This window comes from Saccharopolyspora sp. NPDC002578, assembly GCF_053592695.1.
Genome location: NZ_JBSFWJ010000009.1, coordinates 20,723 through 47,556 on the forward strand (window position 1 = coordinate 20,723; position 26,834 = coordinate 47,556).

At 71.7% G+C, this 26,834-nt stretch carries 26 protein-coding genes and 1 pseudogene; 12 read left to right on the plus strand and 15 right to left on the minus strand.

Translation table 11 applies throughout. The features are described from left to right. Positions 1–6: 6 nt before the first annotated feature. The 6 genes from hsaD to ACWD38_RS06870 form a co-directional block, all read right to left on the minus strand. Positions 7–873, minus strand: coding sequence for a 4,5:9,10-diseco-3-hydroxy-5,9,17-trioxoandrosta-1(10),2-diene-4-oate hydrolase (gene hsaD, locus ACWD38_RS06845; protein ID WP_343071357.1), 867 nt, complete (start codon positions 871–873; stop codon positions 7–9). An 11-nt stretch (positions 874–884) separates the two neighbouring features. Beyond that, the gene (hsaA, locus tag ACWD38_RS06850) at positions 885–2,063 is read right to left on the minus strand and encodes a 3-hydroxy-9,10-secoandrosta-1,3,5(10)-triene-9,17-dione monooxygenase oxygenase subunit (RefSeq protein ID WP_450123545.1); all 1,179 of its coding nucleotides are present in this window, start codon (positions 2,061–2,063) and stop codon (positions 885–887) included. 449 nt (positions 2,064–2,512) lie between these two features. Then, positions 2,513–3,550 (minus strand): 4-hydroxy-2-oxovalerate aldolase, encoded by a 1,038-nt coding sequence (gene dmpG / locus ACWD38_RS06855; protein WP_450123546.1) that lies wholly within the window; start codon positions 3,548–3,550, stop codon positions 2,513–2,515. Then, positions 3,547–4,461 (minus strand): acetaldehyde dehydrogenase (acetylating), encoded by a 915-nt coding sequence (locus ACWD38_RS06860; protein ID WP_184479030.1) that lies wholly within the window; start codon positions 4,459–4,461, stop codon positions 3,547–3,549. The genes dmpG and ACWD38_RS06860 overlap by 4 nt, the downstream gene beginning before the upstream one ends. 37 nt (positions 4,462–4,498) lie before the next feature. Beyond that, positions 4,499–5,356: a 2-keto-4-pentenoate hydratase gene (locus tag ACWD38_RS06865; protein WP_221315791.1), complete on the minus strand. Its 858-nt coding sequence runs from the start codon at positions 5,354–5,356 to the stop codon at positions 4,499–4,501. Beyond that, the gene (locus tag ACWD38_RS06870; RefSeq protein WP_450123547.1) at positions 5,349–6,971 is read right to left on the minus strand and encodes an FAD-binding protein; all 1,623 of its coding nucleotides are present in this window, start codon (positions 6,969–6,971) and stop codon (positions 5,349–5,351) included. Before ACWD38_RS06870 ends, ACWD38_RS06865 begins: the two co-directional genes overlap by 8 nt. 98 nt (positions 6,972–7,069) lie before the next feature. Here ACWD38_RS06870 and kstD point away from each other — a divergent pair, with 98 nt between their 5' ends. The 5 genes from kstD to ACWD38_RS06895 are packed head-to-tail and all read left to right on the plus strand — an operon-like array spanning position 7,070 to position 12,215. Further along, positions 7,070–8,815: a 3-oxosteroid 1-dehydrogenase gene (kstD, locus tag ACWD38_RS06875; RefSeq protein WP_450123548.1), complete on the plus strand. Its 1,746-nt coding sequence runs from the start codon at positions 7,070–7,072 to the stop codon at positions 8,813–8,815. Then, positions 8,812–9,963 carry a Rieske 2Fe-2S domain-containing protein gene (locus tag ACWD38_RS06880; RefSeq protein WP_450123549.1) on the plus strand — a complete coding sequence of 384 codons (1,152 nt, stop codon included), beginning with the start codon at positions 8,812–8,814 and terminating at the stop codon, positions 9,961–9,963. Before kstD ends, ACWD38_RS06880 begins: the two co-directional genes overlap by 4 nt. Then, entirely contained in the window at positions 9,960–10,292 is a 333-nt protein-coding gene (locus ACWD38_RS06885; RefSeq protein ID WP_184479026.1) for a hypothetical protein, read from the plus strand. Before ACWD38_RS06880 ends, ACWD38_RS06885 begins: the two co-directional genes overlap by 4 nt. Positions 10,293–10,301: 9 nt before the next feature. Further along, a complete protein-coding gene (locus ACWD38_RS06890; protein ID WP_184479025.1) occupies positions 10,302–11,342 on the plus strand; it encodes a ferredoxin--NADP reductase in 1,041 nt (346 codons plus the stop codon). Positions 11,343–11,351: 9 nt separating this feature from the next. Next, positions 11,352–12,215 carry a MaoC/PaaZ C-terminal domain-containing protein gene (locus ACWD38_RS06895; RefSeq protein WP_450123550.1) on the plus strand — a complete coding sequence of 288 codons (864 nt, stop codon included), beginning with the start codon at positions 11,352–11,354 and terminating at the stop codon, positions 12,213–12,215. A 7-nt stretch (positions 12,216–12,222) separates the two neighbouring features. Here the strand turns inward: ACWD38_RS06895 and ACWD38_RS06900 are convergent, their stop codons facing one another. Together ACWD38_RS06900 and ACWD38_RS06905 are read right to left on the minus strand one after the other, a co-directional pair. Further along, positions 12,223–13,428, minus strand: a complete 1,206-nt coding sequence (locus ACWD38_RS06900) for an acyl-CoA dehydrogenase family protein (RefSeq protein ID WP_184479023.1) — start codon at positions 13,426–13,428, stop codon at positions 12,223–12,225. A gap of 257 nt (positions 13,429–13,685) precedes the next feature. Next, the gene (locus tag ACWD38_RS06905) at positions 13,686–15,137 is read right to left on the minus strand and encodes a glycoside hydrolase family 76 protein (RefSeq protein ID WP_450123551.1); all 1,452 of its coding nucleotides are present in this window, start codon (positions 15,135–15,137) and stop codon (positions 13,686–13,688) included. 282 nt (positions 15,138–15,419) lie between these two features. On the opposite strand from ACWD38_RS06905, the pseudogene ACWD38_RS06910 reads away from it, so the two are divergent. The 4 genes and pseudogenes from ACWD38_RS06910 to ACWD38_RS06925 all read left to right on the plus strand — a co-directional run. Further along, positions 15,420–15,935: pseudogene (locus ACWD38_RS06910) on the plus strand (ATP-binding cassette domain-containing protein); the annotation flags it as partial. Between the two features lie 374 nt (positions 15,936–16,309). Next, positions 16,310–17,287 carry a hypothetical protein gene (locus ACWD38_RS06915; protein ID WP_450123552.1) on the plus strand — a complete coding sequence of 326 codons (978 nt, stop codon included), beginning with the start codon at positions 16,310–16,312 and terminating at the stop codon, positions 17,285–17,287. 143 nt (positions 17,288–17,430) lie between these two features. Next, positions 17,431–17,835 (plus strand): GntR family transcriptional regulator, encoded by a 405-nt coding sequence (locus ACWD38_RS06920; protein WP_184479019.1) that lies wholly within the window; start codon positions 17,431–17,433, stop codon positions 17,833–17,835. Continuing rightward, on the plus strand, positions 17,832–18,677 hold the full coding sequence (locus ACWD38_RS06925) for an ATP-binding cassette domain-containing protein (protein WP_184479018.1): 846 nt from the start codon (positions 17,832–17,834) through the stop codon (positions 18,675–18,677). The genes ACWD38_RS06920 and ACWD38_RS06925 overlap by 4 nt, the downstream gene beginning before the upstream one ends. Positions 18,678–18,755: 78 nt before the next feature. On the opposite strand, the gene ACWD38_RS06930 is transcribed toward ACWD38_RS06925, so the two are convergent. Genes ACWD38_RS06930 through ACWD38_RS06940 form a run of 3 tightly spaced genes read right to left on the minus strand, consistent with a single transcriptional unit; the run spans position 18,756 to position 20,600 of the window. Then, positions 18,756–19,163: an arsenate reductase ArsC gene (locus ACWD38_RS06930; protein WP_450123553.1), complete on the minus strand. Its 408-nt coding sequence runs from the start codon at positions 19,161–19,163 to the stop codon at positions 18,756–18,758. A 34-nt stretch (positions 19,164–19,197) separates the two neighbouring features. Continuing rightward, positions 19,198–20,259 carry an ACR3 family arsenite efflux transporter gene (gene arsB / locus ACWD38_RS06935; protein ID WP_450123554.1) on the minus strand — a complete coding sequence of 354 codons (1,062 nt, stop codon included), beginning with the start codon at positions 20,257–20,259 and terminating at the stop codon, positions 19,198–19,200. Further along, the gene (locus tag ACWD38_RS06940; RefSeq protein WP_184479015.1) at positions 20,256–20,600 is read right to left on the minus strand and encodes an ArsR/SmtB family transcription factor; all 345 of its coding nucleotides are present in this window, start codon (positions 20,598–20,600) and stop codon (positions 20,256–20,258) included. Before ACWD38_RS06940 ends, arsB begins: the two co-directional genes overlap by 4 nt. Positions 20,601–20,680: 80 nt before the next feature. On the opposite strand from ACWD38_RS06940, the gene ACWD38_RS06945 reads away from it, so the two are divergent. Then, positions 20,681–21,094 (plus strand): ArsI/CadI family heavy metal resistance metalloenzyme, encoded by a 414-nt coding sequence (locus ACWD38_RS06945; RefSeq protein WP_450123555.1) that lies wholly within the window; start codon positions 20,681–20,683, stop codon positions 21,092–21,094. A gap of 58 nt (positions 21,095–21,152) precedes the next feature. Here the strand turns inward: ACWD38_RS06945 and ACWD38_RS06950 are convergent, their stop codons facing one another. Both ACWD38_RS06950 and ACWD38_RS06955 read right to left on the minus strand, forming a co-directional pair. After that, a complete protein-coding gene (locus ACWD38_RS06950) occupies positions 21,153–22,334 on the minus strand; it encodes an MFS transporter (RefSeq protein WP_450123556.1) in 1,182 nt (393 codons plus the stop codon). A gap of 427 nt (positions 22,335–22,761) precedes the next feature. After that, positions 22,762–24,003: a hypothetical protein gene (locus ACWD38_RS06955; protein ID WP_450123557.1), complete on the minus strand. Its 1,242-nt coding sequence runs from the start codon at positions 24,001–24,003 to the stop codon at positions 22,762–22,764. Positions 24,004–24,280: 277 nt separating this feature from the next. Here ACWD38_RS06955 and ACWD38_RS06960 point away from each other — a divergent pair, with 277 nt between their 5' ends. Beyond that, positions 24,281–26,104: an Hsp70 family protein gene (locus tag ACWD38_RS06960; RefSeq protein ID WP_343071355.1), complete on the plus strand. Its 1,824-nt coding sequence runs from the start codon at positions 24,281–24,283 to the stop codon at positions 26,102–26,104. Between the two features lies 1 nt (position 26,105). Here ACWD38_RS06960 and ACWD38_RS06965 read toward each other — a convergent pair whose 3' ends face one another. Continuing rightward, positions 26,106–26,291, minus strand: a complete 186-nt coding sequence (locus ACWD38_RS06965; protein ID WP_184479011.1) for a hypothetical protein — start codon at positions 26,289–26,291, stop codon at positions 26,106–26,108. A 91-nt stretch (positions 26,292–26,382) separates the two neighbouring features. Continuing rightward, the gene (locus ACWD38_RS06970; protein WP_184479010.1) at positions 26,383–26,574 is read right to left on the minus strand and encodes a DUF397 domain-containing protein; all 192 of its coding nucleotides are present in this window, start codon (positions 26,572–26,574) and stop codon (positions 26,383–26,385) included. A gap of 38 nt (positions 26,575–26,612) precedes the next feature. Here ACWD38_RS06970 and ACWD38_RS06975 point away from each other — a divergent pair, with 38 nt between their 5' ends. Continuing rightward, on the plus strand, positions 26,613–26,825 hold the full coding sequence (locus ACWD38_RS06975) for a hypothetical protein (RefSeq protein ID WP_450123558.1): 213 nt from the start codon (positions 26,613–26,615) through the stop codon (positions 26,823–26,825). Positions 26,826–26,834 lie beyond the last annotated feature (9 nt).

Here is a 26,834-nt window from a genome sequence, read left to right on the forward strand (position 1 = left end):
CGGTCGTCAGTCCAGCAAGAAGTCCTGGGTGATCCGGTTGAACTCGGCGAACTTCTCGACCTGCGCCCAGTGCCCGCAGCCGCCGAACACGTGCAGTTGCGCGCGGGGGATCAGCTTGAGCGCCAGCAGCGCGCCGTCGAGCGGGTTCACCCGGTCCTCGCGGCCCCACACCAGCAGCACCCGCTGGCGCAGGCGGTAGGCCTCCCGCCACAACATGCCCTGTTCGAAGGTCTCCGCGCGGCGGAACGACTCGCCCATGGCGCGCATCGCGGCCAGCGACTCCGGGGAGGAGGCCGCCGCGTAGCGCTGCTCGACGAGCTCGTCGGTGATCAGGGACTGGTCGTGCACCATGGTCCGCAGGAACGCTTCGAGCTTCTCCTTGCTCGGGCCGGGTGGCGCGCCGAACTCGGAGAGCCGCCGCACACCTTCGGTGGGGTCCGGCGCGAACAGGTTGATGCTCAGCCCGCCCGGTCCCATCAGCACCAGGCGCCCGGCCCGGTCGGGGTGGTCGAGCGCGAAGCGGACGGCGGTGCCGCCGCCGAGCGAGTTGCCCAACAGGTGCGCCCGGTCGAGGCGCAGCTCGTCGAACAGCTCGCGCAGGGCGGTGGCGCTGTGGGTGAAGTACTGGCCGTGCTCGGTGGGTTTGCTGGAGCCGCCGAATCCGGGCTGGTCCACGGCGATGGTGCGGAACCGCTGCGCGAAGACCTCGAAGTTGCGGCTGAAGTTGCTCCACGCCGACGCTCCAGGTCCGCCGCCGTGCAGCATCACCACCGTGTCGGGGTGCCCGGTCCCGGCCTCGTGGTACTGCAGCCGCAGGCCCGAGGGCAGTTCGGCGACGCGGGTGGTCGGCTCGGTTTCCGTTGCGGTGGCCACGAATTCTCCCATCAGACCATCGAGTCCTTGATCGGCAGGCCGAACTCCCCGGTGCCGAACATGGTGTAGGCGCGCTCGGGGTCGTTGGCCGCGTGGACGCGGCCGGCGTGCGCGTCGCGCCAGAAGCGCTGGATCGGGGTGCCGCTGGCCAGGGCCCGGCCGCCGGAGTTCTCGAAGAGCCGGTCGATCGCCTCGATGGACCGGGCGGTGCCGCGGACCTGGTCGCGGCGGGCGCGCAGCCGCAGCGCCATCGGGACCTCCTGGCCGGCCTTGAGCAGTTCGTACTCCTCGGAGATGTTGCGGGTCAGCTGCAGCCAGGCCGCGTCGATCTCGCTGGCGGCCTCGGCGATCCGCACCTTCGCGAACGGGTCCTCCTTGGACTTCTCCCCCGCGTAGGCCGCCCGCACGCGCTTGCCCTGGTGCTCGACGTGCGCGTCGTAGGCGCCCTGGGCCATCCCGATGATCGGTGCGGTGATCGTCGTCGGGTGCACCGTGCCCCACGGCAGCCGGTACAGCGGCGAGGTGTTGATCTCGTGGCCGGGGCACCGCGTCTCGGTCATCGCCATGAAGCTCAGCGCCCGGTGCGCGGGGACGAACACGTCGTCCACGACGATGTCGTTGCTGCCGCTGCCGCGCAGGCCCACGGTGTCCCACACGTCGTCGATCCGGTAGTCGCCCAGCGGCAGCAGGTAGGTGCAGAAGTCGACGGGTTCGCCCGCGTCGTTGTAGGCGGGTCCCCCGACGAACGCCCACCGGGCGTGGTCGCAGCCGGAGGAGAAGCTCCACCGCCCGGACAACCGGTAGCCGCCGTCGACCAGCTTCGCCTTGCCCATCGGCGCGTACGAGGACGACACGAGCGTGCTCGCGTCCTCGCCCCACACCTCGTCCTGCGCATGCGCGGAGAACAGGGCGAGGTGCCACGGGTGGACGCCGATGATGGAGGCGACCCAGCCCGTCGAGCCGCACGCGCTGCCGATGAGCCGCACCGCGGTGTAGAAGTCGACGGGGTCGGCCTCGTAGCCGCCGTGCCGCGCCGGTTGGAGCAGCTTGAAGAAGCCGGTCCGCTGCAGCTCCTCGATCGATTCCTCAGGGACCCGGCGGGCGTCCTCGGCCTTCTGCGCGCGTTCGCGCAGCACCGGGAGCAACTGCCGCACTTCCTCGATGACCCGTTGGCCGTCCTGGTCGCTCATCCAAGCGCTCCCGTTCCCGCACCCGCCGCACGAGCACGATGTGGAACCCGTTCCGCCGCAGAACCGGTGGACCGGAGCGGATTGCTGCTCCGCGAAGTTCCCTGATCGGCGATCACAACGCGGCCAATACTAGAACATGTTCTCGTTAGTGTCGAGCACTCCGCCGGGCCACCCGAGCCGAGAAAGCCGCAGCACGCTCCAGCCCCGTCGAATCGAAACGTCCATTGTGGATAGAATGATCGAAAGGTTGTACCGAATGATCTTTTGATCGTTGTCCTGTCAGCGGCCCGGAGCCGCTGAGCAGCGACCACCAGAGCAAGCCGACCACCGGCGGGTTCTCAGCGGTTTCCTCGCGAGGACAGCTTTTTCCCTCGTGGCGGAGCCACTTGGAAAAAAAGATCCCGCAGCGAGGAAACCGCTGAGGTTCCGCCACCCGACCACTACGCAGGTCATCCGGAAGAGGCCAGTTCCAAGGCGAGGGTGATGAGTTGGTCCTCTTGCCCGCCGACGAGCTTGCGCTCCCCCGCGCGCACCAGCAGGTCCCCGGCGTCCACGCCGTAGCGCTCGGCCTGGCGTTCGGCGTGCTTGAGGAAGCTGGAGTACACGCCCGCGTAGCCCATCATCAGCGCCGAGCGGTCCAGCAGGCACTCCTGCGGCATCGCCGGGCGCACCACGCGCTCGGCGGCGTCGGCCATCGCGAAGAAGTCCACGCCGGTGCGGATGCCCAGCTTGTCGCACACCCCGACGAACGCCTCCACCGGAGTGTTGCCCGCGCCGGCGCCGAACCTGCGGGCGCTGCCGTCGATCTGCACCGCGCCCGCCCGCGCGGCGGCGATGGAGTTGGCCACCGCCACGCCGAGGTTCTCGTGCCCGTGGAAGCCGACCTGGGCGTCGTCGCCGACTTCGGCGACGATGGCCGCGACCCGGTCGGCGACCTGCTCCAGCACCAGCGCACCGGCCGAATCGACCACGTACACGCACTGGCAGCCCGCGTCGACCATGATCCGCGCCTGCTTCGCCAGCGATTCCGGCGGCTGGGAGTGCGCCATCATCAGGAAGCCCACGGTCTCCAGCCCGCGCTGCCTGGCGAGCCGGAAGTGCTGCTCGGAGACGTCGGCCTCGGTGCAGTGCGTGGCGATCCGGCACACCGCGGCGCCGTTGTCCTGCGCCCGGACGATGTCGTCGAGCACGCCCACGCCGGGCAGCATCAGGAACGCGATCCGGGCGTGCACGGCGGTGCGGGCCGCGAGCGCGATCAGCTCCTGCTCCGGGGTGCGGGAGAAGCCGTAGTTGAACGACGAGCCGCCGAGCCCGTCGCCGTGGGTCACTTCGATCACCGGCACCCCGGCGCCGTCGAGCGCGGTGACGATGTCACGCACCTCGTCGGCGGTGAACTGGTGGCGCTTGTGGTGCGAGCCGTCGCGCAGCGACGTGTCGGTCACCCGCAGGTCCAGCGATTCGGAGAACGTCCTGGGCAGCTCGGTCACGAGATTCGCTCCTCTGCGGTGTCCGGCCGCGCGCCCGCTCGGACGAGCTCCTCGCCCACGCGAACGGCGGCGGCGGTCATGATGTCGAGATTTCCGGAGTACGGCGGCAGGAAGTCCCCGGCGCCGGCGACCTCGACGAAGGTGGCGACGCGGACGTGGTCGTCGGCGGCGTCGAACTGGGGCTCGCCGAGCAGGCGGTAGCCGGGGACGTACTCGGCGATCTCCCGGGCCATGCGGGTGATGGACTCGCCGATCGCGTCGGTGTCGGAATCCGGTGCCACGGCGCAGAAGATGGTGTCGCGCATGATCATCGGCGGGTCCGCGGGATTGAGCACGATGATCGCCTTGCCGCGCTCGGCGCCGCCGATGGTCTCGATGCCCAGGCCGGTGGTCTTGGTGAACTCGTCGATGTTCGCGCGGGTACCGGGGCCCGCCGACACGGACGCGACCGAGGCGACGATCTCCGCGTAGCTCACCGGCGCGACGCGGGACACCGCGTGCACCATCGGGATCGTCGCCTGGCCGCCGCAGGTGATCAGGTTGACGTTGGGCGCCTCCAGGTGCGCGCCGATGTTCACCGGCGGCACCACCGGCGGACCCACCGCGGCCGGGGTGAGGTCGATCGCGCGGATGCCCGCGCTCGCGTAGCGGGGCGCGTTCGCGCGGTGCACTCCCGCCGAGGTGGCCTCGAAGACCAGGTCCGGCCGGTCGTCCTGCGCCAGCAGCCAGTCCACCCCGTCAGCGCTGGTGCGCACGCCGAGATCGGCCGCCCGGCGCAGCCCTTCGCTCGCCGGGTCGATGCCGATCATCCAGCGGGGTTCGACCACCGGGGACCGGCTCAGCTTGTAGAGCAGGTCGGTGCCGATGTTTCCGGATCCCACGATCGCCGCGGTCGCCTTGCCTGGACTCATCATCAAGCTCCTCGCACCCTCGTCGGTCTGTTCCTGGTCACCGGAAGGACGCGGACACCGCGCCGAGCTGGTGGCCGCCGGTGCCGAACTCGGCTTCGAAGCGCTGCCCGGAGGCCACGTCGACGGCCCTGGTGCACGATCCGGGCAGCACCACGTGCCCGGCGCGCAGCCGGACGCCGAACCCGGCGACTTTCCGCGCCAGCCACGCCACCGCCGTCGTCGGATCGCCGAGCACGGCGTCCGAGCTGCCCTCGGCGATCCGGTAGCCGTCGCGGCGCAGCACCACGTCGATGGCGCGCGGGTCGACCGCGTCCGGCGCGATCCTGGCCGCTCCCAGCAGGAAACCGGCCGAGGAGGCGTTGTCGGCGATGGTGTCGGCGAGGCTGATCCGCCAGTCGGTGATGCGGCTGTCGATGAGCTCGATCGACGGCACCAGCGCCTCGGTGCCCGCCAGCACGTCCTGTTCGGTGCAGGATTCGCCGGGCAGGTCCGCGCCGAGCAGGAAGCCGACCTCCACCTCCACCCGGGGGAAGCAGTAGCGCGCCGCTTCGATCGGCTCGTCCTCGGACAGGCGCATGTCGGCGAGCAGGTGGCCGTAGTCGGGTTCGTCGACGCCCATCATCGCCTGCATCACCGGGGAGGACAGGCCCACCTTGTGCCCGACGACCTCGGTGCCGGGCAGCCTGCGGCGGATGTTGGCGAGCTGGATCTCGTAGGCGTCGACGGCGGTGAGGCGCGGGTGCGAGTCGATCAGGGGCGCGATCGGCGCCCGGTCCCGCTCGGCGTCGCGCAGCCGCAGCGCCAGCTCGTCGCGTTGTTCGCTGGTGAGCACGGTGCCTCCGGTGTCAGGTGCTTGCGGGCGGTGGACGCCCGAGGTCTCGGCGCGGTCAGCCATCGGCGTCCGTTCCCGCGAGGTGGCGGCCCGCTCGGCGTCCGGAGAACACGCAGTCGGCGAGCGAGAGGCCGCTGACGTAGGAGTTCGAGCACAAGCCCGCGGCAGTGCGGCCCGCCGCGTAGAGGCCGGGGATCGGGGCGCGGTCGTCGTCGAGCACCGCGCCGGTCGTCTCGTCGGTGACCAGCCCGCCGAGGGTCAGCATCGGGCACGGGTAGGCGACGCTGGGCCGGATGGAGATGTCGAGCAGCGTGAACGGCGGGGTGCGCAGCCGCCGCACGAACTCCGCCGGTTTGCCCGCGGGGTCTTCGCCGTCCGCCGCGCCGTCGTGCGCCTCCGCGGTCTTGCGCAAGCGCACCGGGTCGATGCCCGCGCGCACCGCCACCTCGGCGAGGGTCGGCGCGCTCACCGACCGCCCGCCCAGCAGGTGCAGCGCCTGCATCAGCTGGAACCACACGGTCTGCTCGCGCAACCGGCGCAGCGCCTCCCGCCGCAGCTCGGCGTCGATCAGCAGCCAGCCGCGACCGCCGTGGTGGTTGATCAGCGCGTCGCCGAGCGCGGCGCCGTAGCGGGATTCGTCGCAGACCCGGTCGCCGTGCTCGTCGACGAGGACCGCGCCGAGGAACGGGCTGGGCGGGGTGATGAACCGCCACGCCGAGACCTTCTCCATCTTGTCCGTCGCGCCGCCCGCCGCGGTGCCGAGCCGGATGCCGCTGCCGTCGTCGCCGCGCGTGCCCAGCGGCAGCCCGCCCCGGTACAGCGGGGCGTGGCGGCGCAGCATCTCCCGGTTCGCGACGAAGCCGCCCGCGGCGAGCACGACACCGCGCCTGGCCCGCACGCGCAGCGGGCGCGCGTGGCGCCGCTCCACCCGCTCGGCCACCGCGTGCAGGCGCTTGCCCAGCGCGGGCACGTAGAGGCCGGGTTTCGCGGCGAACTTCGCCGCCGCCCGGTGCGTGCGCCGCGCTCGGCGGGAGGCGGTGGTCAGCGACTCGCACTGCACTCCGCGGACTCGGCCGGTGGGGTCGGTGATCAGGTCGGTGCACCGGGTCTGGTCGACGATCCGCACGCCGGCGGCGCGCACCGCGGCGGCAAGCGCGGCGAACAGGACCTTGCCGGAGGTCCCGCGCCCGTAGGCGCGGTGTCCGCGCGGCGCGGGGCGGGCGACGTCGCGGAATCCGCCGGAGGCCTCGCTGCCCGAGTAGTAGAGGTAGTGGCGGTTGCTCGGATAGGAGGTCTTGTAGGGGGCCAGGCCGCTGCCGAAGGGCACGCCGCACTCCTCCAGCCAGGTGATCATCTCGGGGCTCTGCTCGCAGAACCGCCGCAGGGTGCCCTCCGACACGGCGTCGCCGGTCTCCAGCCGCAGGTACTCGTACATGTCCTCGACCGAGTCGGTGACGCCCGCTTCGCGCTGCAGGCGGGTGCCGCCGCCCGCGTAGACGACTCCGCCGGAGAGCCTGCTCGCGCCGCCTCCGGAGAACCGGTCCAGCAGTACGACCTCGGCTCCGCCGCGGGCGGCTTCGATAGCGGCGCACGCGCCCGCGACGCCGAAGCCCACGACCACCACGTCCGCCCACAGCTCCTCCGTCACGACGTCCTCCGATTGAAACCGGTTCTCCATCGAGATCTCCGACCCGAGTCCATGTTTCCGGTCATCACCGTAGCGCCACTGCGGATAAAACTATAACCTGTTTCAGTATTGAGAGCGATGGAGGTGACATGAGCGCATCCGTCCCGGCACCGGACCCGGCGGGCTCCCAGGTCGACGTCGTCGTGGTGGGCAGCGGAGCCGCGGGGATGACCGCGGCGATCACCGCCGCGCGGGCGGGCCTGCACGTCGTGGTGGTGGAGAAGGCCGACCGCTTCGGCGGCTCCACGGCCCGCTCCGGCGGCGGCGTGTGGGTGCCGAACAACGAGGTGCTCGCGCGCCGGGGACTCCCGGACACCGCCGAGGCCGCCGACGCCTACCTCGACCACATCGTCGGCGACACCGCGCCCGCCGAACTGCGGCGCGCCTTCCTCGCCCACGGCCCCGCGATGCTCTCGACCGTGCTCGGCGCCACCCCGCTGCGGATGCGCTGGGTGCCGGGCTACTCCGACTACTACCCCGAAGCTCCCGGCGGACGCCCCGGCGGGCGTTCCATCGAGCCGAAGCCGCTCGACGGGCACCTGCTCGGCGACGAACTCGCCCACCTCGAACCGGACTTCACCAAGTCCCCGCGCAACTTCGCCGTCACCCAGGCCGATTTCCGCTGGCTCAACCTCGTCGCCCGCCACCCCCGCGGTGCGCTGCGCGCCGTGCGGGTCGGTGCGCGCTGGATGCTCGCCAACCTGCTGCGCAAGCGGCTGCTGGTGCGGGGCCAGGCGCTCGCGGCAGGGCTGCGGGCCGGGCTGCGCGACCTCCGGGTGCCGTTGTGGCTCGGCACCGAACTGCTCGACCTGGTCCGGGACGACGCGGGACGCGTCACCGGAGTCGTCGTGCGCCGCGACGGGCAGCGCGTCGAGCTGCACGCCCGGCGCGGCGTCGTGCTCGCCGCGGGCGGGTTCGAGCGCAACGAGGTGATGCGCAAGCAGCACCAGCGGGAACCGATCGGCACGGCGTGGACCGTCGGCGCGGCGGCCAACACCGGCGACGGCATCCGCGCAGGCCAGGAACTCGGCGCCGCGGTGGACCTGATGGACGACGCCTGGTGGGGCCCGTCCATCCCGCTGACCGGCGGCCCGTGGTTCTGCCTCGCCGAGCGCACGCTGCCGGGCTGCATCATGGTCAACGGCGAGGGCCGCCGGTTCGTCAACGAGGCAGCTCCGTACGTGGACGCGGTGCACGCGATGTACGGGCCGGGCGACGGGCCCGCGCGCAACCTCCCGACCTGGCTGATCGCCGACCAGCGCTACCGCGACCGCTACGTGTTCGCGGGCCTGGGACCGCGCCAGCCGTTCCCGAAGCGCTGGTACGCGGCCGGCGTGATCCAGCGCGCGAGCACCGTGGAGGAGCTCGCGGACAAGATCGGCGTACCGCGCGATCGGCTGCGCGGCACCGTCGACCGGTTCAACGAGCACGCGCGCGGCGGCGAGGACACCGACTTCCAGCGCGGGCGCAGCGCCTACGACCGCTACTACGGCGACCCGTTCAACCGCCCCAACCCGTGCCTGGCGACGCTGGCCGCCGCACCCTTCTACGCGGTGAAGATCGTGCCGGGGGACCTCGGCACCAAGGGCGGGCTGCGCATCGACGTGCACGCCCGCGTGCTGCGCGAGGACGGCGACCCGATCCCCGGCCTGTACGCGGCGGGCAACTCCAGCGCGGCCGTCATGGGCCGCACCTACGCCGGACCGGGCGCGACCCTCGGACCGGCCATGACCTTCGGATACCTGGCCGCGCTGCACATGGCGGACGCGACCGGCCGAGCCGAGACGGACCACGCTTCGAGCCCCGGCAGGGGCGGACGGAGGAGACAGCGATGACGCAGGCGTCGAACAACGGCGACAGCGAAGTGCGCACCATCGACGTCGGAACCCCGCCGACCAGGTTCGCCCGCGGCTGGCACTGCCTGGGGCTCGCCGAGACGTTCAAGGACGGATCACCGCACGCCGTCGAGGCGTTCGGCACGAAGCTCGTCGTCTTCCAGTCCGGCGACGGCGAGCTGCACGTGCTGGACGGTTACTGCAGGCACATGGGCGGCGACCTCAGCCAGGGCACCATCAAGGGCGACGCGGTGGCCTGCCCGTTCCACGACTGGCGCTGGTCCGGCGAGGGCCGCTGCGTCGGAATCCCCTACGCCAAGCGGATTCCGCTGCGGGCGCGCACCAAGGCGTGGATCTGCCTGGAGCGCAACAAGCAGCTGTTCGTGTGGAACGACCCGGAGGGCAACCCGCCACCGCCGGACATCGTGGTGCCGGAACTGCCCGAGGCGCACTCCCCGGAGTGGAGCAACTGGACCTGGGACTCGGAGCTGATCGAGGGGTCGAACTGCCGGGAGATCATCGACAACGTCGTCGACATGGCGCACTTCTTCTACGTGCACTACGCGTTCCCGACGTACTTCAAGAACGTCTTCGAAGGCCACATCGCCACCCAGTACCTCAACACCAAGGGGCGCCCGGACGTCGGCGGCTCGCAGTCGAACTACGCGGGCGAGGAGAACTTCGGCCGCTCGGAGGCGTCGTACTACGGGCCGTCGTACATGATCGACAGGCTGTGGAACGAGCACAAGGGCATGACCATCGAGACCATCCTGATCAACTGCCACTACCCGGTCACGGAGAACTCGTTCGTCCTGCAGTGGGGCGTGCTGGCGAAGAAGCTGCCCGGCCTCACCGACGAGCAGGCGGACAAGATGGCGGGCAAGATCGCCAAGAACACCAGCGTCGGTTTCCTGCAGGACGTGGAGATCTGGCGGAACAAGACCCGCATCGACAATCCGCTGCTGTGCGAGGAGGACGGGCCGGTGTACCAGCTGCGGCGCTGGTACGAGCAGTTCTACGTCGACGCCGCCGACGTCACCGAGGACATGGCCGGGCGGTTCGAGTTCGAGGTGGACACCACCCGCGCGAACGTCGCGTGGGAGCAGGAGGTCGCCGACAACCTCGCGCGCCGAGCGGACGGGCGGTGAGCACGGCGGGCGGCGGCTGGGCCAAGGCGCCCTCGTTCGCCGACGATCCGCGGATGCGGGCGCGGCTGCGGGAGCGCACCGCCGAGGACCGCCGAGAACAGCTCGAAGGGGGCCTGCGCCCGGTCGAGTGCACCCGGTGCGGCGCGTGCGTGCTGGCGAAGAAGAACAGCCCGTCGCACACCAGCATCCAGTGGACGGGGGCGGCGGCCCGGCAGTGCCCCGAGCTGGCGGCGCGCGCCCGCGACGGCAGCACCGCCCACGTGGAGAGCTGCGCGGACCTGCACGAGAGCATCGCCGCGTCGGTCCGGGCGGTCGAGGAGCAGGAGTAGGAGGGCGTCATGTCCGAACCTTCCGAATCCGGCGTGCACCGGTTGAAGGTCGACGAAGTCGTCGAAGAGACCCCGGATGCGATCTCCCTGGTCTTCGCCGTCCCGGACGGCGGCGAGTTCGCCTACCGGCCGGGCCAGTTCCTGACGCTGCGCGTGCCCGGCGAGCACGGCGGGTCGGTGGCCCGGTGCTACTCGCTGTCGAGCTCGCCGCACACCGACTCCGCGCCGCGGGTCACCGTCAAGCGCGTTCCCGGCGGCCACGGGTCGAACTGGTTGTGCGACAACGCGACCGCGGGGTCCATAGTGGACGTGCTGGCCCCGGACGGCGGGTTCACGCCGAAGTCGCTGGACGGGAACTTCCTGATGCTCGCCGGTGGCAGCGGGATCACCCCGATCATGTCGATCGTGCGCTCGGTGCTGGCCGGCGGCGACGGGCGGATCGTGCTGCTCTACGCGAACCGCGACGAGCAGTCGGTGATCTTCGCGGCGGCGCTGCGGGAGCTCGCCGCGCGGCACCCGGGGCGGCTCACCGTCGTGCACTGGCTGGAAACGGTGCAGGGCCTGCCGGACGAGTCGTCGCTGCGGGCGCTGGCGGAACCGTTCGCGGACCACGAGGCGTTCGTCTGCGGTCCGGGCGCGTTCATGGACGTCGCGTGCGGTGCGCTCGAACCGCTCGGCTTCGCCCGCGACCGGCTGCACGTCGAACGCTTCCTGTCCCTGGCGGAGAACCCGTTCGAACGCGGCGGCGAACCGGAGCCCGCCGAGCCCGCGCAGCCCGACGCGACCGTCGAGGTCGACATCGACGGCGCCCGCCACCGGTTCGACTGGCCGCGTCGGCAGCGGTTGCTGGACCTGCTGCTGGAACGCGGCATCGACGCGCCCTACTCGTGCAGGCAGGGTGCGTGCAGCGCCTGCGCGTGCCGCATCAGCGGTGGTGAGGTGAGCATGGTGCGCAACGACATCCTGGAGCAGGAGGACCTCGACGACGGCATCGTGCTGGCCTGCCAGTCGCTGCCGGTCACCGACGAAGTCCACGTCAGCTACGAGTGAGGGAACCGCATGCCCATCGATCCCGAGGTCGCGATCGGCGCGACCGTGGCCGCCCAGGACGTCGAGTGGAGCTCGTCCGACGTGCTGCTCTACCAGCTCGCGCTCGGCGCCGGGAACCCGCCGACAGATCCCGGTGAGCTGCGCTACGCCTACGAGCAGGACCTGCAGGTGCTGCCGTCGTTCGCGGTGGTGGCGCCGAACCTGCGCCAGTTCGAGCCGCCGACGCTGTCGTTCCCCGGCGTCGAGGTCGACCTGGCGAAGGTGCTGCACGGCGGCCAGGAGATCACCGTGCACCGCCCGTTCCCCGCCGCCGGCGGCGCGCGGGCGACGACCCGCATCGTCGACGTGCAGGACAAGGGCAAGGCGGCGGTGATCGTGCAGGAGACCACGATGACCGACGAGGACGGCCCGCTGTGCGCGGCCCGCTCGACCATCTTCGCCCGCGGCGAAGGCGGTTTCGGCGGGCACCGCGGCTCGTCGCAGCGGGCCGAACCGCCGCAGCGGGAACCGGACCTCGTCACCGACTCCCCCACCTCGCCGCAGCAGGCGCTGCTCTACCGGCTCTGCGGCGACCGCAACCCGCTGCACGCCGACCCCGCGTTCGCCGAGGCGGCCGGGTTCCCCGCCCCGATCCTGCACGGGCTGTGCACCTACGGCGTGGCGTGCAAGGCCATCGCGGACACCGCGCTCGGCGGCGAGGTGCACCGGATGTCGTCGTACGCGGCGCGCTTCACCGGGGTCGTGTTCCCCGGCGAGACCATCCGCACCCGGATCTGGGAGGAGGGCGGCGGGCGGCTGGTGGCGACGTCGTCGGTCCTGGAACGCGACGAAGCCCCCGTGCTCGGGGACATCGTCGTCACGACGACGACCTGACGGGCGGTCAGATGATCGGCGTGACCTGGTCTTCGATTCCCAGCAGGGCGCGGCCGTAGACCTCGGTCGCGATCGCGGGGTTGATCACCGCGTGCCGCCCGGCGACCTCCTGGTCGCGCCAGATCCGCTGCAGCGGGTTGGCCTCGGCGAAGCTGCCCGCGCCGCCGATGTTGAGCAGCAGGTCGAGGGCTTCGCGCGTGCGCACGGCGATCGAGCCGGTGTCCATCCGCACCCGCGCGCGGTGGAACTCCGGCATGTACTCCGGCCCGGCCGCCCAGGTGTCGATGTCCGTGGCCGCCCTGGTGAGGTGCAGTTCCGCGGTGTCGATGAGCTGCGCGGCCTCGGCCAGCTGCATCTGGGTGGACGGGGCGTGCCGGGAGTCCGCGTAGAAGGTGTAGGCGATCTTCTTGTCCTTGCCGAGCCCCTCCAGCACCGCGTCGAGACCGCCCCGGGCGAGACCGAGCAGCGGCGCGGCCAGGATGATGATCAGCACCGGCGCGAACGCCGACCGGTACAGCACCTCGTCGTCGTGCTCGGTCGGGTAGTCGCCCCGCAGCGCGCGGGACACCGACAGGATGCGGTGCTCGGGAACGAAGATCTCCTCGCCGACCAGCGTGTTGCTCCCGGTCCCGCGCATGCCGCTGACGAACCAGGTGTCGACGACCTCCAGCTCCTCCATCGGGACCAGCGCCAGCCCTTGGTCGACCTGCTCACCGGCGTCGTCGACGATCGGGATTCCCAGCATCGCCCACTGGCAGTGGCCGCATCCGGAGGCGAACGCCCACCTCCCGGTGATGACCTGGCCGCCTTCGGCCGCCGTGCTGGACGCGTTCGGTTCGATGACGGTGCACACGCGGGCGTCGGGGTCTACCCCGAAGACCTCCTGCTGTGCCCGTTCGGGCAGGAGTCCGACCATCCACTGGCAGGTGTTGATCAGGGTGACCACCCACGCCGTCGAGCCGCACCCCCTGCCGAGTTCGGCGATGACCCGCACGAACGTGCGGAAATCGGTCTGGTGTCCGCCGAACCTCGCCGGGGCGAGCAGGCCGAACAATCCCGCTTCCTGCAACGCCCGCACGTTCTCGTCCGGCAGCGCGCGGTCCTGCTCGGCCGTGGCCGCGTTCCGGCTCAGCAGCTCCACCAGGGCGGCGGCCCTCTCGGGCAGCGGCGGCTCGTCGTCACTGGTCTCGGGCGAATCACCGGCGTCAGCCATTGGCTCTCCTCCACGAAGGGACACGATGTCGGCGCGGACTTCAGCGCCCACTCCGACCTGTGCTCGGACCCAGGACGGAACGAGCGGCCCCGGCTCCCGTCGTCACCCTAATGAACGACGGTGCTCCGATCACCGCAAACGTGCTGCACCAATTCGGTGGAATTGTCGCGGGTGGTGACGTGGCGTGACACGAGTCCTGATCGATTGCACGCGGTCTTCTCGCCCACCCGCACCACCGTTCGGCCGAAACGCACTGGTCAACCCTGCGCAGCGGCGTTGAGCAGGTCCAGCGCGCTGTGCTGGCAACCGTGGCCGTCACCAGGAGCGACGAACGGCCCGTTCCAGTGCGGCCCGTACGCGTCGAGCGAGTCGCGGTCGTTCGCGTGCGCGGCCGAAGCCTGCCGCGCCAGGTAATCGGTGTAGGGCCGGTCGTCGAGCGCCGCGTTGAGCACCCCGAGCCCGCGCGCGTAGGGGCCCTTGAACGACGCGCCGTCGCCGAAGCAGTCGTCGGCTTCGACGGGTTCGCGCAGCACTCCGCCCGGGTTCAGGTACTCCGATCCGGTCGAGGCGTCGGCCAGGGAGCGGGCCCGGTCGAGCAGCGCCTGCTCCCCGGTCGCCCGGTGCAGTTCGACGAGTCCGCCGAGCAGCACGCCCTGGTTGTAGGTCCAGGTGGTGTCGCCGTTGTTGGCGCAGCCCTCGGTGAGCCCGTCGTTGACCAGGCCGTCGTCGTTGATCATGCCGCTGGCGTCGAACCACGCCCACTCGTCGCGGGCGCGCTGCAGGTAGGTCGCGTCACCCGGGATCCTGTTGTGCAGCGCGGCGTTGAGGTGCAGGTAGAGCTCGTTGGTGATGGCGTTCTTGTAGGTCTTGTGCTGGTTCCACAGCACTCCGCCGCCGCATTCGGGAGTCCAGTGCGCGGCCATGTGGTCGGCGTCCGCGCGCGCGGTCTCCAGGTAGCGGCCGTCGCCGGTGAGGTCGTAGGCCGCGATCCACGCCAAGCCCCACCACCCGGTGTCGTCGAGGTACTCGTTGGTGAAGTTCCCGCCCTGCGCGTCGACGTTGAGGTCGTAGGTGTGCGCGACGGCGTACTCGTAGCCGCGCAGCCCGCTGATCCGGATGTTGTCGATCAGCGCGGTGAGCGCGTTCGCGGAGGTCCACCAGTTCCCGGTGTCGAACAGCCCGATGTCCTGGCGGTAGCGCATCATCAGCGCGGTCGCGGCGGCGGTGTCGCGGCTGCCCGCGTTCCAGTCCGGCCGCGCCCAGCCGGTGCACGCGGCCGCCCCGTCCGACGGGGAGGCGCAGGCCCGCAGGGCGCCGACTCCGCGCGCGTTCCAGTCGTCGGCGTTGAACATGAGCGTGCGCCACCCGGTCTGCCCGGCCGGGACGGTCGTCTCGCCGAGCCTGCCGCCGGAATCCCAGGTCTTCCCGCCGTCGAAGGAGCGGTCCAGCCACACCTGGTCGCCTTCGGCCGCGCCGCTGATCGAGGCCCAGCCCATCGCGTCGCCGTCGTCGACGTGCAGCTCGACGGTGCGCCCGGACGCGTCGGCGCTGACCGGGATCCGGTCTCCGGTGGCCAGCTGCGGATCGCGCCCGTCGCAGTGCCGGTTGCAGATCTCCGCTCGGGGCGCCGCGATCGCCGCCGGAGCGAGCGGGACGCACAGCAGCACGCCGATCAGCGCACCGAACGCCCGGCCCCGGTATCCGGTCATCGCAAGCCCCCTCGGCTGCCGCCCGCGATCGGGCGGGACGAGTTCCACGATCTTCGCGTTTCCGGCGCGGTGTCAACGGAACTCCGCGGGTTGGCGACGTTCGGCGCAACGCCACGGCTCCGGAAAGCGCGCGAACCGGGCAACGGTGGGCCGTTCGTGGACTCCGCGCCCCGCACCTGATCCGCGCGCCGCTCGCGCAGTACGTCCCCGTACCGCCGCGATCACCACATGTACTATTCCACTAGCTAACTAGTGAAATGCGTCTGAGAGAGAGGGCGAGGGATGTCCGCACCACCTCAAGTGCGATCGGGAACGGCAGCCGTGCGCGCCGAGGGACTGGGCAAGCGCTACCGCCGCGGCTGGGCGCTGCGCGAGTGCTCGTTCCGGCTGCCGCCGAACCGGATCGTCGCCCTCGTCGGGCCGAACGGCGCGGGCAAGAGCACGCTGCTGGGCCTGCTGACCGGGCTGCTCGCCCCGAGCGAAGGCGTCGCCGAGGTCTTCGGCCGGCGCCCCTCCGGGTCCGCCGCCCCCGCCGACGTGGCCTACCTAGCCCAGCAGAAACCGCTCTACCCCGGCCTCACCGTGCGCGAGACGCTCCGGTTGGGAGCGCGGATGAACACCACCTGGGACCAGGACCGCGCCGAACGCCTCGTGCGCGAGGCCGCCGTGCCCTTCGAGGCCAAGATCGGCACCCTCTCCGGCGGGCAGCGCACCCGGGTCGCGCTGGCGCTGGCGCTGGGCAAGCGCCCCGCGCTGCTGCTGCTCGACGAGCCGATGGCCGACCTGGATCCGCTGGCGCGGCAGGCGACGCTGCGGACCCTGCAGGACGAGGCCCGGCGGCACCCGATCACGATCGTGTTGTCCTCGCACGTGCTCAGCGACCTCACCGACGTGTGCGACCACCTGCTGCTGATGAGCGCGGGCGCGGTGCGGCTCGACGGCTCGGTCGCCGACCTGGTCGCCGGTCACCGCGTGCTGCGCGGACCGGGCGCCGCGCCCGACCCGGTGCGCCGAGCTGAGATCATCGACGAGGTCCGATCGCCGCGGGAGCGGTTCCTGCTCGCCCGCGCGGGCGGCCCCGTGACCGCTCCCGGCTGGCGCCAAGAACGCCCCCGCCTGGAGGACATCGCGCTGGCGCACATGCGCGGCGCCGACAACTCGGAGGTGGCGGCATGATCTGGGTGGCGTGGCGGCAGCACCGGGCGCAGCTCATCGCGCTCGCCGTGGTGCTGGTGACGGGCGTGATCGCGGTGTCCGCGCTGCACGCGAGCATGGCGGGCTACATCGCCGAGCAGGGCATGCGGAGCTGCGTCGCCCCGGCCGGCGAGCGGTCCGCGGAGTGCCTCCGGTTCGCGATGGAGTTCCAGCCGCGGTGGCTGGATCCGCTCAAGGCGGGCCAAGCGGGAATCCTGGCGCTCCCCGTGCTGCTCGGGGTGTTCAGCGCGGCACCGCTGTTCGCCAGGGAGATCGAGAACGGCACGCACGTCCTCGTGTTCACCCAGTCGGTCAGCCGGGTGCGCTGGATGGCCGCGAAGGTGGCGATGGTGCTGGTGCCTGCGCTGATCACCGTCGTCGTCCTGCAGTTCGCGGTGCAGCGCTGGGTTTCGGCGGCCGGGGAGCTGGGGCCGTTGACCAGCGGCCCGTTCACCTTCCTCAACCTCGACACCTCCGGTCCGCTGCCGGTGGCGCACCTGCTGTTCTCCTTCGGCCTCGGGGCGCTGCTGGGCACCGCGCTGAAACGCCCGTTACCGGCGATGATCAGCACGCTCGGCGCGCTGGTGGTGGTGCGCGCGGTGGCCACCAACGTGCACCCGCACCTGTCCCCGGTGCGGCGCGAGGTCTCGGGACCGTCGGCGTCCACTCCGGACACCGGAGACTCCCTCGTGGACAGCGGCTACCTCGACGCCGCCGGGAATCCGCTGCCCGACGCGCAGGTCCGCTTGAACGCCTGCGGGACGCGCGGCTCCGCGACGGAGGCGTACCAGGACCCGGACGCCTGCCTGCGGGAGCAGGGCATCGCCGGGCGGTTCCACGACGTCATCCCCGCCGAGCACGCGCCGGTGCTGCAGTGGGCGGAGTTCGCGCTGTTCGGCGCGGCCGGCGTGCTGCTCCTGGTGGCCACCGCCTGGCTGCTGCGCAAGCAGCACTGACCCCCGACCGCGCCGGCGGGCGCCCGCGAACCGGGCGCCCGCCGGTGGTCGCCGTGCTCGATCCGGTCGCTGCTCAGCGGCTCCGCCCCGGACACGACAACGATCGAAAGATCACCCTGCAAGGACCCTTTATGCTGGTCGGTATGATCGAGTTCCGGATCGACCGTCGCTCCGGGGTCTCCACCTACGTGCAAATCGTGCAGCAGGTCACGCAGGCGATGCGGCTGGGATTGCTGGGCCCCGGTGACCGCCTGCCCACGGCCCGCGAAGTCGTGGAGGCGACGGCGGTCAACCCGAACACGGTGCTCAAGGCGTACCGCGAGCTGGAGCGCGACGGCCTGGTCGAGGCCCGCCGCGGCGTCGGCACCTTCGTGACCCGCTCCTTGGCCAGCGACCTCACGTCCGTCGAGGCACCGCTGCGGCGCGACCTGGCGGAGTGGGTGGGCCGGGCCAAGAGCAGCGGACTCGCCATCGAAGAAGTGGACGCCCTCTACGCGGCCGTCCGCGACGAGCACTTCCACGCACGAGGACCGGGACGAGCATCATGACCGCGTTGCACACCACCGCACTGTCCAAGAGCTACGGCACCCGGACCGCCGTCGCGGACTGCACGGTCGACCTCCCCGAGGGCAAGGTGATCGGGCTGGTCGGCGCGAACGGCGCCGGCAAGAGCACCTTCCTCGCGCTGGCCGCGGGCCTGGTGGCCCCGACCTCCGGCTCGGTGCGGATCTTCGGCGAGGAGGTGCGCGGCGGGCTGCACCCGCGCGCCTCCTACCTGCCGCAGCGCCGCGCCCTGTACCCGGACTTCACCGTGGACGAGATGATCCGCGCGGTAGGGGCGATGAACCGGCGCTGGTCGCGCGAGCGCGTGGAGGAGGCGCTGGCCGCGCACACCGCGTTGGACCGCGGAGCCAAGGTCGGTTCGCTGTCGCCGGGCGTGCGCACGCGGCTCGCGCTGGCGCTCGGCCTCGGGCGGATGCCCGACCTGCTGCTGCTCGACGAGCCGCTGTCCGATCTGGATCCGCTCGCCAGGGACGAGGTGCTGCGCTCGATCATGGCCGACGTGGCGGAGCGCGGGACGACCGTGGTGCTGTCCTCGCACCTGCTCGGCGAGCTGCGCGAGGTGTGCGACCACGTGCTGCTGCTGCACGACGGACGCGTCCACCTCGACGGCGACGTCGACGAGCTCCTGGCGGACCACCGCGACCTCGTCGGCCCCGCCGACGGCGAAGCCGACATCGTGGGCACGGTGATCCACGGCCGCGGCACCGGACGGCAGCGGCGGCTGCTCGTCCGCGATTCCGGCGCGCTCCCACCGGGTTGGGAGGGCCGCGCGCCGGAACTGGAATCCCTGGTGACCGACTACCTCCGAGCCGCCCGCGACGGCTGATCCGCGTGCGCGCGCCCGACCGGAATCCGACGCGGCGGGAGCACCGCCGAGCGCGCGGCTCGGGTCGGGGAAGACTTCTCAGCCCTGTTCGGAGGTGAGTTCGGCGAGCAGGCCGCGCACCCGGGCATCGATCTCGTCGCGAATGCGGCGGACCGCCGCGATCGGCTGCCCGGCCGGATCGTCGAGCGCCCAGTCCAGATAGCGCTTGCCGGGGAACACCGGGCAGGCGTCCCCGCAGCCCATGGTGATCACGACGTCCGCCGCTTCGACCGCCTCGGTGCGCAGCGGTTTCGGGAACTCGCGGGAGAGGTCGAGGCCCCATTCGGCCAGCACCTCGCGCGCGGCGGGGTTGATCTCGGCGGCCGGCGCGGAACCGGCGGAGCGCACGGTCACGCGGCCGGCCGCGTGGTGGTCGAGCAGTGCGGCGGCCAGCTGCGAGCGGCCGGCGTTGTGCACGCAGACGAACAGCACTTCGGGCACTGACATGCTTCTCCTCGTCGTGCGGTCGGATTCGGGGTGGTCAGGATCGGGTGAAGTAGCGCCTGCACCACAACGACACGGAGACCAGTCCGACGAGCACCGGAACCTCGATCAGCGGCCCGACCACTCCGGCCAGCGCCTGCCCGGAGGTGACGCCGAACGTGGCGATGGCGACGGCGATGGCGAGTTCGAAGTTGTTGCCCGCGGCGGTGAACGCCAGCGTCGCCGACCGCGCGTAGCCCATCCCCAGCACCCGCCCGAGCAGCAGCGAGCCCGCCCACATCAACGCGAAGTAAGCCAGCAGCGGCACCGCGATGCGCGCGACGTCCCACGGCCTGGTCGTGATCTGCTGCCCTTGCAGCGCGAACAGCACGACGATGGTGAACAGCAGCCCGCACAGCGCCAGCGGCCCGACCCTGGGCAGGAACGTCCCCTCGTACCATGTACGTCCCTTGATCCGTTCTCCGAACGTGCGGCTGAGATAGCCCGCCACCAGCGGCACTCCGAGAAAGACGAGCACGGATCCGGCGATGTCCCACGGCGAGACCGCGAGTTCCGCCTGCGCCAGCCCCAGCAGGCCGGGGAGCACGGACAGGTAGAACCAGCCGAGCCCGGCGAACGCGAGCACCTGGAACACGGAGTTCAGCGCGACCAGCACCGCCGCGGCTTCGCGGTCACCGCAGGCCAGGTCGTTCCAGATGACCACCATCGCGATGCAGCGCGCCAGCCCGACGATGATCAGCCCGGTGCGGTACTCCGGCAGGTCCGGCAGGAACGTCCAGGCCAGCGCGAACATCAATGCCGGGCCGAGCACCCAGTTCAGCAGCAGCGAGCTCAGCAGCAGCCGCTTGTCTCCGGTGACGGCGTCGAGCCGGTCGTAACGCACCTTCGCCAGCACCGGGTACATCATCACCAGCAGTCCGAGGGCGATCGGCAGCGAGATGCCGTCGATCCGCACGGCGTCGAGCGCCGGACCGAGACCGGGTATCCAGCGTCCGGCGAGCAGCCCCGCGACCATGGCGGCCCCGATCCACAGCGGCAGCAGCCGGTCCAGCGCGGACAGCTTCGCCCTCACCGCGGTCTCGGGAGTCGTGGTGGTCATGCGGAGACACCCGAGGCGGTGGGGGCGAGCAGATCCGACACAGCGGCGAGCGCCTCGGCGCACACCCGGTAGTAGATCCAGGTGCCACGCCGTTCGCCTTCGATCACCCCGGCCTCCCGCAGCACCTTGAGGTGGTGCGAGATCGTCGGCCCGGACAGCTCGAACGCGCCGGTCAGATCGCACACGCACGCTTCGCCGCCCGCGTGCGAGGCGATCAGCGACAGCAGCCGGAGCCGGACCGGTTCGCCGATGGCTTTGAAGACGCGGGCCAGCTCCACGGACCGGTCCGCGCTCAGCGGCTCCCGCAGCATCGGCGAGCAGCACCGCTCTTGTTTCGACATGCTTCTAACTTGACACATGTCGAAACAACGGCGCAAGCTCGCGGGGGCTGCTTCGATGACCGCCCAGACAGGGGTTCGTGATGTCCCGCGTGCAAATGGCCCTCCGCGTCGGCGACCTGGAGGGATCGATCGCCTTCTACCGCAAGCTGCTCGGCGCGGAACCCGCCAAGATCCGCCCCGGCTACGCGAACTTCGCCATCAGCGAACCACCGGTCAAGCTGGTCCTGCTGCAAGGAGAAACCGGCCAGGACACCGCCCTCGACCACCTCGGCGTCGAAGTCGACAGCACTGACGAAGTCTCCGACGCCACCGCGCGCCTCACCGAACTCGGCCTGTTCGCGGAACTGGAGCAGGACACGACCTGCTGCTACGCCCGCCAGGACAAGGTGTGGGTGCACGGCCCCGGCCGCGAACCGTGGGAGGTCTACGTCGTGAAGGAGGACTCCCCCACCTTCGGCCCGACCGAAACCGGAGCCTGCCGCACCACGACGTGACGCGTCCGGAGTCGGGTGAACGGACCCTTCGCCCAATGAGATCGGACGAACGGTCCGTTCACTCCGACCGGTTCTCGCCGGTCGCGCCGTCCAGCGGGAGGCGGCGGGCGAGGAAGGTGGTGCCCGCGAGGCCGAGCGCGGTGGCGAGCAGGACTCCGGCGGCGCCGACGCCGCTGGCCACCAGGCCCACCGCGCCGGGCAGCACGACCTGGCCCGCGCGATTCCCGGTGAGGCGCAACGACATCGCGCGCCCGCGCAACCCCGGTGGCGTCGACTCCGCCAGCCACGACATCGTCAGCGGTTGCCCCACGCCGAGTCCGAGGCCCGCGACGAGCACCGCGACCGCGAGCACCCAGATCGGCACCGGGGCCGCCGTGAGCCCGAGGCCCACCGCGGAGGCGGTGAGGCTCAGGGCCAGCAGGCGACGGCGACCGAGCAGCCGCGTGCTCCGTCCCAGGAAGAACCGCGACACCATCGAGGCGACGGCCCGCAGCCCCAGCAGCCCGCCGACCACACCGGAGGCGATGCCGCGCTCGGCCCCGAGAGCGGGCAGGTAGACCAGCGACAGGTCCACCGCCGCCAGCACCACGCAACTCGTGCTCAGCGCCGGGACGAGACCGGGCAGCCGCAGCAGTTCGCGCACGCCCGGCGAGCCTTCCGGCGCGGTCCCGGCCGACGGGGTGCCGCCGCTGATGCCGAACGAGCACACCAGCAGCGCGGCGGCGAGCGCGGTCGCGCCCCAGAAGATCGGCGTGGTGTCCGGGATGGCCCGCGCCCCGCCGAACACGACGATCAGCAGCGGCCCCGCCGCCTGCCCCAGCGAGGCGGCGAACGTGTAGTACCCGAACGCCGCGTCCAGCCGGGCCGAGGACGTCTTGTTAGCGACCAAAGCCTGCTGGCCGATCACGGAGCACAGGTGCCCGGTCCCCAGCAGCACGTTGCCCGCGACCAGCCCCAGCACCGATCCGCCCAGCAGCAGGAAGCACGCTCCCGACGCGCACAGCAGCACACCACCGGCGATCATGACCCGCCGCTCCCCCAACCGGTCCACGATGTGCCCGGCCGGGAGCGCCAGCACCAGCGGCACCAGCGCGAAGCTGCCGGAGAGCACGCCCAGCCAGGAGGCGGGCACGTCGAGCTCCAGCGCGCGGTAGGTCGTCGCGGGGCGGAGCACGAACGTGACGACCTGCGTCAGCACCGCGTGCGCCAGCAGGACGGAGATCCGCCGGTCGAACTTCACGACGCGATCACTCCCGGGGCCGCCGCGACGGGCGGTCGATCCGGATCACGAGGCCGACGTGGTCGTGCACCATCCACTGCTTCGCCCATGCCCCGCCTTCCGATCATTTATAGCCTCGCACATCACTACCGCCGACTTCACCGGCAGATCCATAGGCACTGTTCGTGACGTTGACGACACTCGATTCGAGGCGTGACGGAGAGCATTCAGGGCTGCACCGGGGCGCAATCCCGACTCGGCGGGACGCCGAGGCTATAACCTCGTCCGCGACCCTCGCTCCCACCGCGACATCGGCGGGGAGTTCGGAGTGAACGGACCGTTCGTCCAATCCCGTCGGACGAACGGTCCGTTCACTCGAACCGATCGGGCCGGGCCGATTCGGCCGCAGCGGACGTGGATCGCGGCGCCGGGCGGAGCCCGGAACCCGTCAGGAAGTGCGCGCGGAGTTGAGCAGTCCTTCCGCGGTGCGCACCAGCACCTCGCACAGCACCGCGTTGCGCCCGCCGAAGCCCACCGCCCCGGCCTGCGCCCGCCACCGCAGCACCTCCCGCTGCGCGGCGGCGCACACCTGCTCCTCGTCCGCGGCGGCGCCCAGCGCGAGCCGGGTGCGCGGGTCGGTGCCGCGCGCGCCGAGCAGCCGCGCGGCGTCCTCGCCGACGCCGCGGGGCAACCGGATGCCCCCGGCCAGGAGTTCGTCGAGCAGGTCCAGCTCGGTGATCTCGTGCGCCTCGGCGGCCAGCTGGTCCACTTCCCACCGCAGCGGGTGTTCCTGCGGCAGTCCGGACATCAAGCCGCGCACCGACACGAGCGCGCGGCGCGCGGCGATCACCGGTGCCCGCTCGGCCAGTTCGCGCGCCGCCTCGCCGAGGCCGTCGAGCCGGCTCACCGCCACCCGCTGCCTGCTCCGGCGCAGCGCGGCGAGGAACGCGGGGGTCGGCGCCGGGGAGGCGAACACCGCGTCGATCGATCCGTGCGGACCGTCCTCGTCGAGGAAGCGCTCCGCCAGCGCCGCGTCGGCGGGACCGTCCACGACGACCACGTCGATCCCGAGCGCCGTCGCCTCGGACAGCACCTCGGGGTCCACCGGATCGTCGGTCACGACCGCCAGGCGCGGCGGCGTCCCCGCCCTCGCTTCGACGGCGTCCCACCGGTCCCGGTCCGGTCCGTCGCCGACCGCGAGCCGTCCCCTTCGGACGAGGTCGAGCACCCGCTGGTCGAACGCGCCGTCCCGTCCTCGGCCCGGGGACGCCGTCGCGTCCACGAGCGACACGGTGATGATCGCGGTGCCGTCGGCCACCGCGCAGTCCAGCGCGCCGCCTGCCGCGGCGATCCGCTCGGCGTCGCGGCCGAGCGCGACGCGCAGGTAGCTCGCCGATCGCGTCCCGGCCGGGCACGTCACGCGGGCGCGCAGCGCGTCGTCGCGCCCGAACTCCACCGCGATCGCGGGTTCGGCGGCCGATCCCGCTGCTGCCAGCAGGTTCAGCACCGCCGCGACCGCCTCGCAGAAGGCGGATTCGACTTCCTGCCCGGCGCCGGCACCGAGGTCGCCGCCGAACCGGACGGAGCGGGGCAACGTCGCCGCCAGCTCTTCCAGGGCCGCGCGAGGTCCGAGGGATCGTTCGGCTGGGACGGGCTCGATGAGCTCGTGCGCGCGGCGAGGTCTCGGCATGCCGTCCTAACCCTCGATCCAGCCGACCCGCGAGCAGGTCGGCATCGGGCGAACGCGACAGTAGTGCACCGCTCGACCGCGTGGAAGGCCGAGCTCCGAGGACCGCGCACCACCTTCCGAGCCGGGGTCGTCGACCGCGTTCCGGCGTCACCGCGAGCGGGCGGAGATGCGCCGAAACTCCGGAAGAAAGGCATTTTGCGCGCATCCCCCGAGGGCTATTGTTGATCACACCGCTCACGATGTCCGCGGTTTCGGAGACCTCAAGGGAGCACGCGCAGTGCGTTACGGCGTCGGAATCGATCTCGGGACCTCGTTCACCTCCGCTGCGTTCAGCATGCCGGGCGGCACTCGCATGGTGTCGATGTCCCCTGCGGTGATCGTGCCCTCAGTGGCCTACCGCGCCCCGGACGGCCCGTTGCTGACCGGGGACGCCGCCCTGCACCCGGACGCCGATCCGAGGAACGTGGCCCGCCACTTCAAGCGCCGCTTGGGCGATCCCACCCCGCTGCTGCTCGGCGGCACCGGCTACTCGCCCGCCGAGCTGATGGCCGCGCAGCTGAGCGACGTGCTCGCCACCACCGCCCGCCTCGTCGGCGGGCCGCCGGATTCCGTGGTGCTCACCTACCCGGCGATGTGGGGGCCGTACCGGCGCGAGCACTTCGCGGAGGTGCCGCGGCTCGCCGACGTCCCCGATTTCCGGTTGCTCACCGAACCCGAGGCCGCCGCCACCCACTACTCCACCGAACGCCGCCTCGGCGACGGCGAGGTCATCGCCGTCTACGACCTCGGCGGCGGCACCTTCGACACCACCATCCTGCGGATGCGCGACGGCCGGATGGAGATTCTCGGCACGCCCGAAGGCATCGAGTACCTCGGCGGCACCGACTTCGACGACGCGATCTGCGCTCACCTCGACGAGCGGTTGGACGGGGCCATCAGCGAGCTCGACCAGTCCGATCCGGAGGGTGCGCAAGCGCGCGCGGCGATCCAGGCGATGTGCTTGCGCGCCAAGGAAGAGCTGTCGTCCGAACCGGACGTGCTGCTGTCCGTTCCGCTGCCGGGCGGACCGCGCGAGGTCACCATCACGCGCCTCGAGTTCAACGAGATGATCACGCCCGCGGTGCGGCAGACCATCGACGCGCTGCACCGCACCACCGCCTCCGCCGGGCTCACCGCCGACGACCTCTCCGCGGTGCTGCTGGCCGGAGGTTCCTCCCGCGTCCCGCTGGTGGGGCAGCTGATCGCCGAGGAATTCGACAAGCCCGTTCGCGGATCGCTGCACCCGAAGCACACCGTCGCGCTCGGCGCCGCCCAGGTGTCCGCGCCGCCTCGCTCGGCGGCGTCGACCTCGGTAGCGGGAGGCGCGTCCGCCGGAACTCCGGCGGGCAGGCCGTCGAGGCCGCGGCGGAAGTGGCTGGTGCCGGGAATCGCCGCGGCGGCCGTCGTGCTCGTCGGTATCGCGGTCACCTCGTTCGTCACGACCACCGGTGGCACCACGGCCGCACCGCCACCGGCGCCGCGCGTCGTCTACGACGGGCAGATCGCCGCTGAGTTCTCCGGTTTCGGCGCTTCCGAGCTCAACGACTGGCGCGGCGAGTCCTTCACGGACGGACTGGCCCAAGGGCCGCGGATCAGGTCGACCTCCGACGGTCTCCGCGCCACCTGGGACGACGCGCTGCCCGCTCAGGTCTACGTGCAGACCAAGGGGGACGTGCCTCCGGTCGACCTCTCGCCCTACCTGGCGGAGGGCGCGCTCGTGTTCGACGCGGTCCTGCACGCGCCGCCGACCGGCTACGCCGGGATCGCCGTCCACTGCGACTACCCGTGCGGAGTCGAACTCCCCGCCACCGAGCTGTTCCGCGACCTGCCGCTGGGGAAGCGGACCACCGTCGAGATCCCGCTGGAGTGCTTCACCGAAGGCAAGGAGCGCCCGACCGGCGTCCCGTCCCACGAACTGACGTCGACGCTGGAACCCGGCAAGGTCAACACCCCGTTCGTGGTGTTCTCCCAGAAGAGCATGGACGTCACGTTCTCGAACATCCGGTGGGAGCCCACCGCAGCGAACGACCCGTTGGCCACCGGCTGCGACGCGATGAGCTGACCTACTGGGCGCGGTTCTTCCCGCGTTGCCACAGGATGACGCCGCCCTGCGCGACCGCGGCGAGGGCGATGAGACCCACCGCGATCCCGACGGGCCAGGACCAGCCGAGGTAGAAGGCCGCGCCCACCACCACGACGAGGCACACGAGGGTCCTGATCAGGAACAACGTCATGCTCCGGGTACTCATCAGGACACTCCTCGCTTTCCGGGGCGAACACGGCACCGCCCTGCGGAAACCCTACACACGGCCTCCCCGGCGCTGCCCGCCCCCGACGCCGTCAGCAGTCGAAGCGCCCGGCTTTCACCGCACCGAGGAACGACGCGAAAGCATCCGAAATCGACACGGGCGAAACCACCCCGAGCTCGGTGTCCAGCCAGAGCGCCCGCCCGGGGAGGTTCACCGCGACTTCGACGCAAGCGTTGGCCCGCCCCGATCGATCTGATTTCGTCCGGTCGGGCTCAGCAAGCACGTTCCCACTCCTCGATGCGTGCGGCGGGTTCCTCGGAGATGATCCGCGGCAAGTCGAGGGATTCGGCCTCGCCGAGTGCAGCAACCTGCAACGACGCGAACATCCTCGCCGGTTCCGTCACCATCCCGACCGTCTTCGATGACGTGGCCGCCGAGCGGAGTATCGCCGCACACCACATCACCGTGCTCCGGCCGCGAACCTCAGCAGCAAGATCGGCCTTGGATACCGGCGGGAGCCTGGCCGACTCCTGAAGTCGATCG

Bases quoted from the DNA above. Each gene is read 5' to 3' on its own strand.
- hsaA (WP_450123545.1), bottom strand. From the start codon at position 2,063: ATGAGCGACCAGGACGGCCAACGGGTCATCGAGGAAGTGCGGCAGTTG.
- ACWD38_RS06860 (WP_184479030.1), bottom strand. From the start codon at position 4,461: ATGAGTCCAGGCAAGGCGACCGCGGCGATCGTGGGATCCGGAAACATC.
- ACWD38_RS06865 (WP_221315791.1), bottom strand. From the start codon at position 5,356: ATGGCTGACCGCGCCGAGACCTCGGGCGTCCACCGCCCGCAAGCACCT.
- ACWD38_RS06870 (WP_450123547.1), bottom strand. From the start codon at position 6,971: ATGGAGAACCGGTTTCAATCGGAGGACGTCGTGACGGAGGAGCTGTGG.
- kstD (WP_450123548.1), top strand. From the start codon at position 7,070: ATGAGCGCATCCGTCCCGGCACCGGACCCGGCGGGCTCCCAGGTCGAC.
- ACWD38_RS06880 (WP_450123549.1), top strand. From the start codon at position 8,812: ATGACGCAGGCGTCGAACAACGGCGACAGCGAAGTGCGCACCATCGAC.
- ACWD38_RS06890 (WP_184479025.1), top strand. From the start codon at position 10,302: ATGTCCGAACCTTCCGAATCCGGCGTGCACCGGTTGAAGGTCGACGAA.
- ACWD38_RS06895 (WP_450123550.1), top strand. From the start codon at position 11,352: ATGCCCATCGATCCCGAGGTCGCGATCGGCGCGACCGTGGCCGCCCAG.
- ACWD38_RS06900 (WP_184479023.1), bottom strand. From the start codon at position 13,428: ATGGCTGACGCCGGTGATTCGCCCGAGACCAGTGACGACGAGCCGCCG.
- ACWD38_RS06905 (WP_450123551.1), bottom strand. From the start codon at position 15,137: ATGACCGGATACCGGGGCCGGGCGTTCGGTGCGCTGATCGGCGTGCTG.
- ACWD38_RS06915 (WP_450123552.1), top strand. From the start codon at position 16,310: ATGATCTGGGTGGCGTGGCGGCAGCACCGGGCGCAGCTCATCGCGCTC.
- ACWD38_RS06920 (WP_184479019.1), top strand. From the start codon at position 17,431: ATGATCGAGTTCCGGATCGACCGTCGCTCCGGGGTCTCCACCTACGTG.
- ACWD38_RS06925 (WP_184479018.1), top strand. From the start codon at position 17,832: ATGACCGCGTTGCACACCACCGCACTGTCCAAGAGCTACGGCACCCGG.
- ACWD38_RS06930 (WP_450123553.1), bottom strand. From the start codon at position 19,163: ATGTCAGTGCCCGAAGTGCTGTTCGTCTGCGTGCACAACGCCGGCCGC.
- arsB (WP_450123554.1), bottom strand. From the start codon at position 20,259: ATGACCACCACGACTCCCGAGACCGCGGTGAGGGCGAAGCTGTCCGCG.
- ACWD38_RS06940 (WP_184479015.1), bottom strand. From the start codon at position 20,600: ATGTCGAAACAAGAGCGGTGCTGCTCGCCGATGCTGCGGGAGCCGCTG.
- ACWD38_RS06945 (WP_450123555.1), top strand. From the start codon at position 20,681: ATGTCCCGCGTGCAAATGGCCCTCCGCGTCGGCGACCTGGAGGGATCG.
- ACWD38_RS06955 (WP_450123557.1), bottom strand. From the start codon at position 24,003: ATGCCGAGACCTCGCCGCGCGCACGAGCTCATCGAGCCCGTCCCAGCC.
- ACWD38_RS06965 (WP_184479011.1), bottom strand. From the start codon at position 26,291: ATGAGTACCCGGAGCATGACGTTGTTCCTGATCAGGACCCTCGTGTGC.
- ACWD38_RS06975 (WP_450123558.1), top strand. From the start codon at position 26,613: ATGATCCGCGGCAAGTCGAGGGATTCGGCCTCGCCGAGTGCAGCAACC.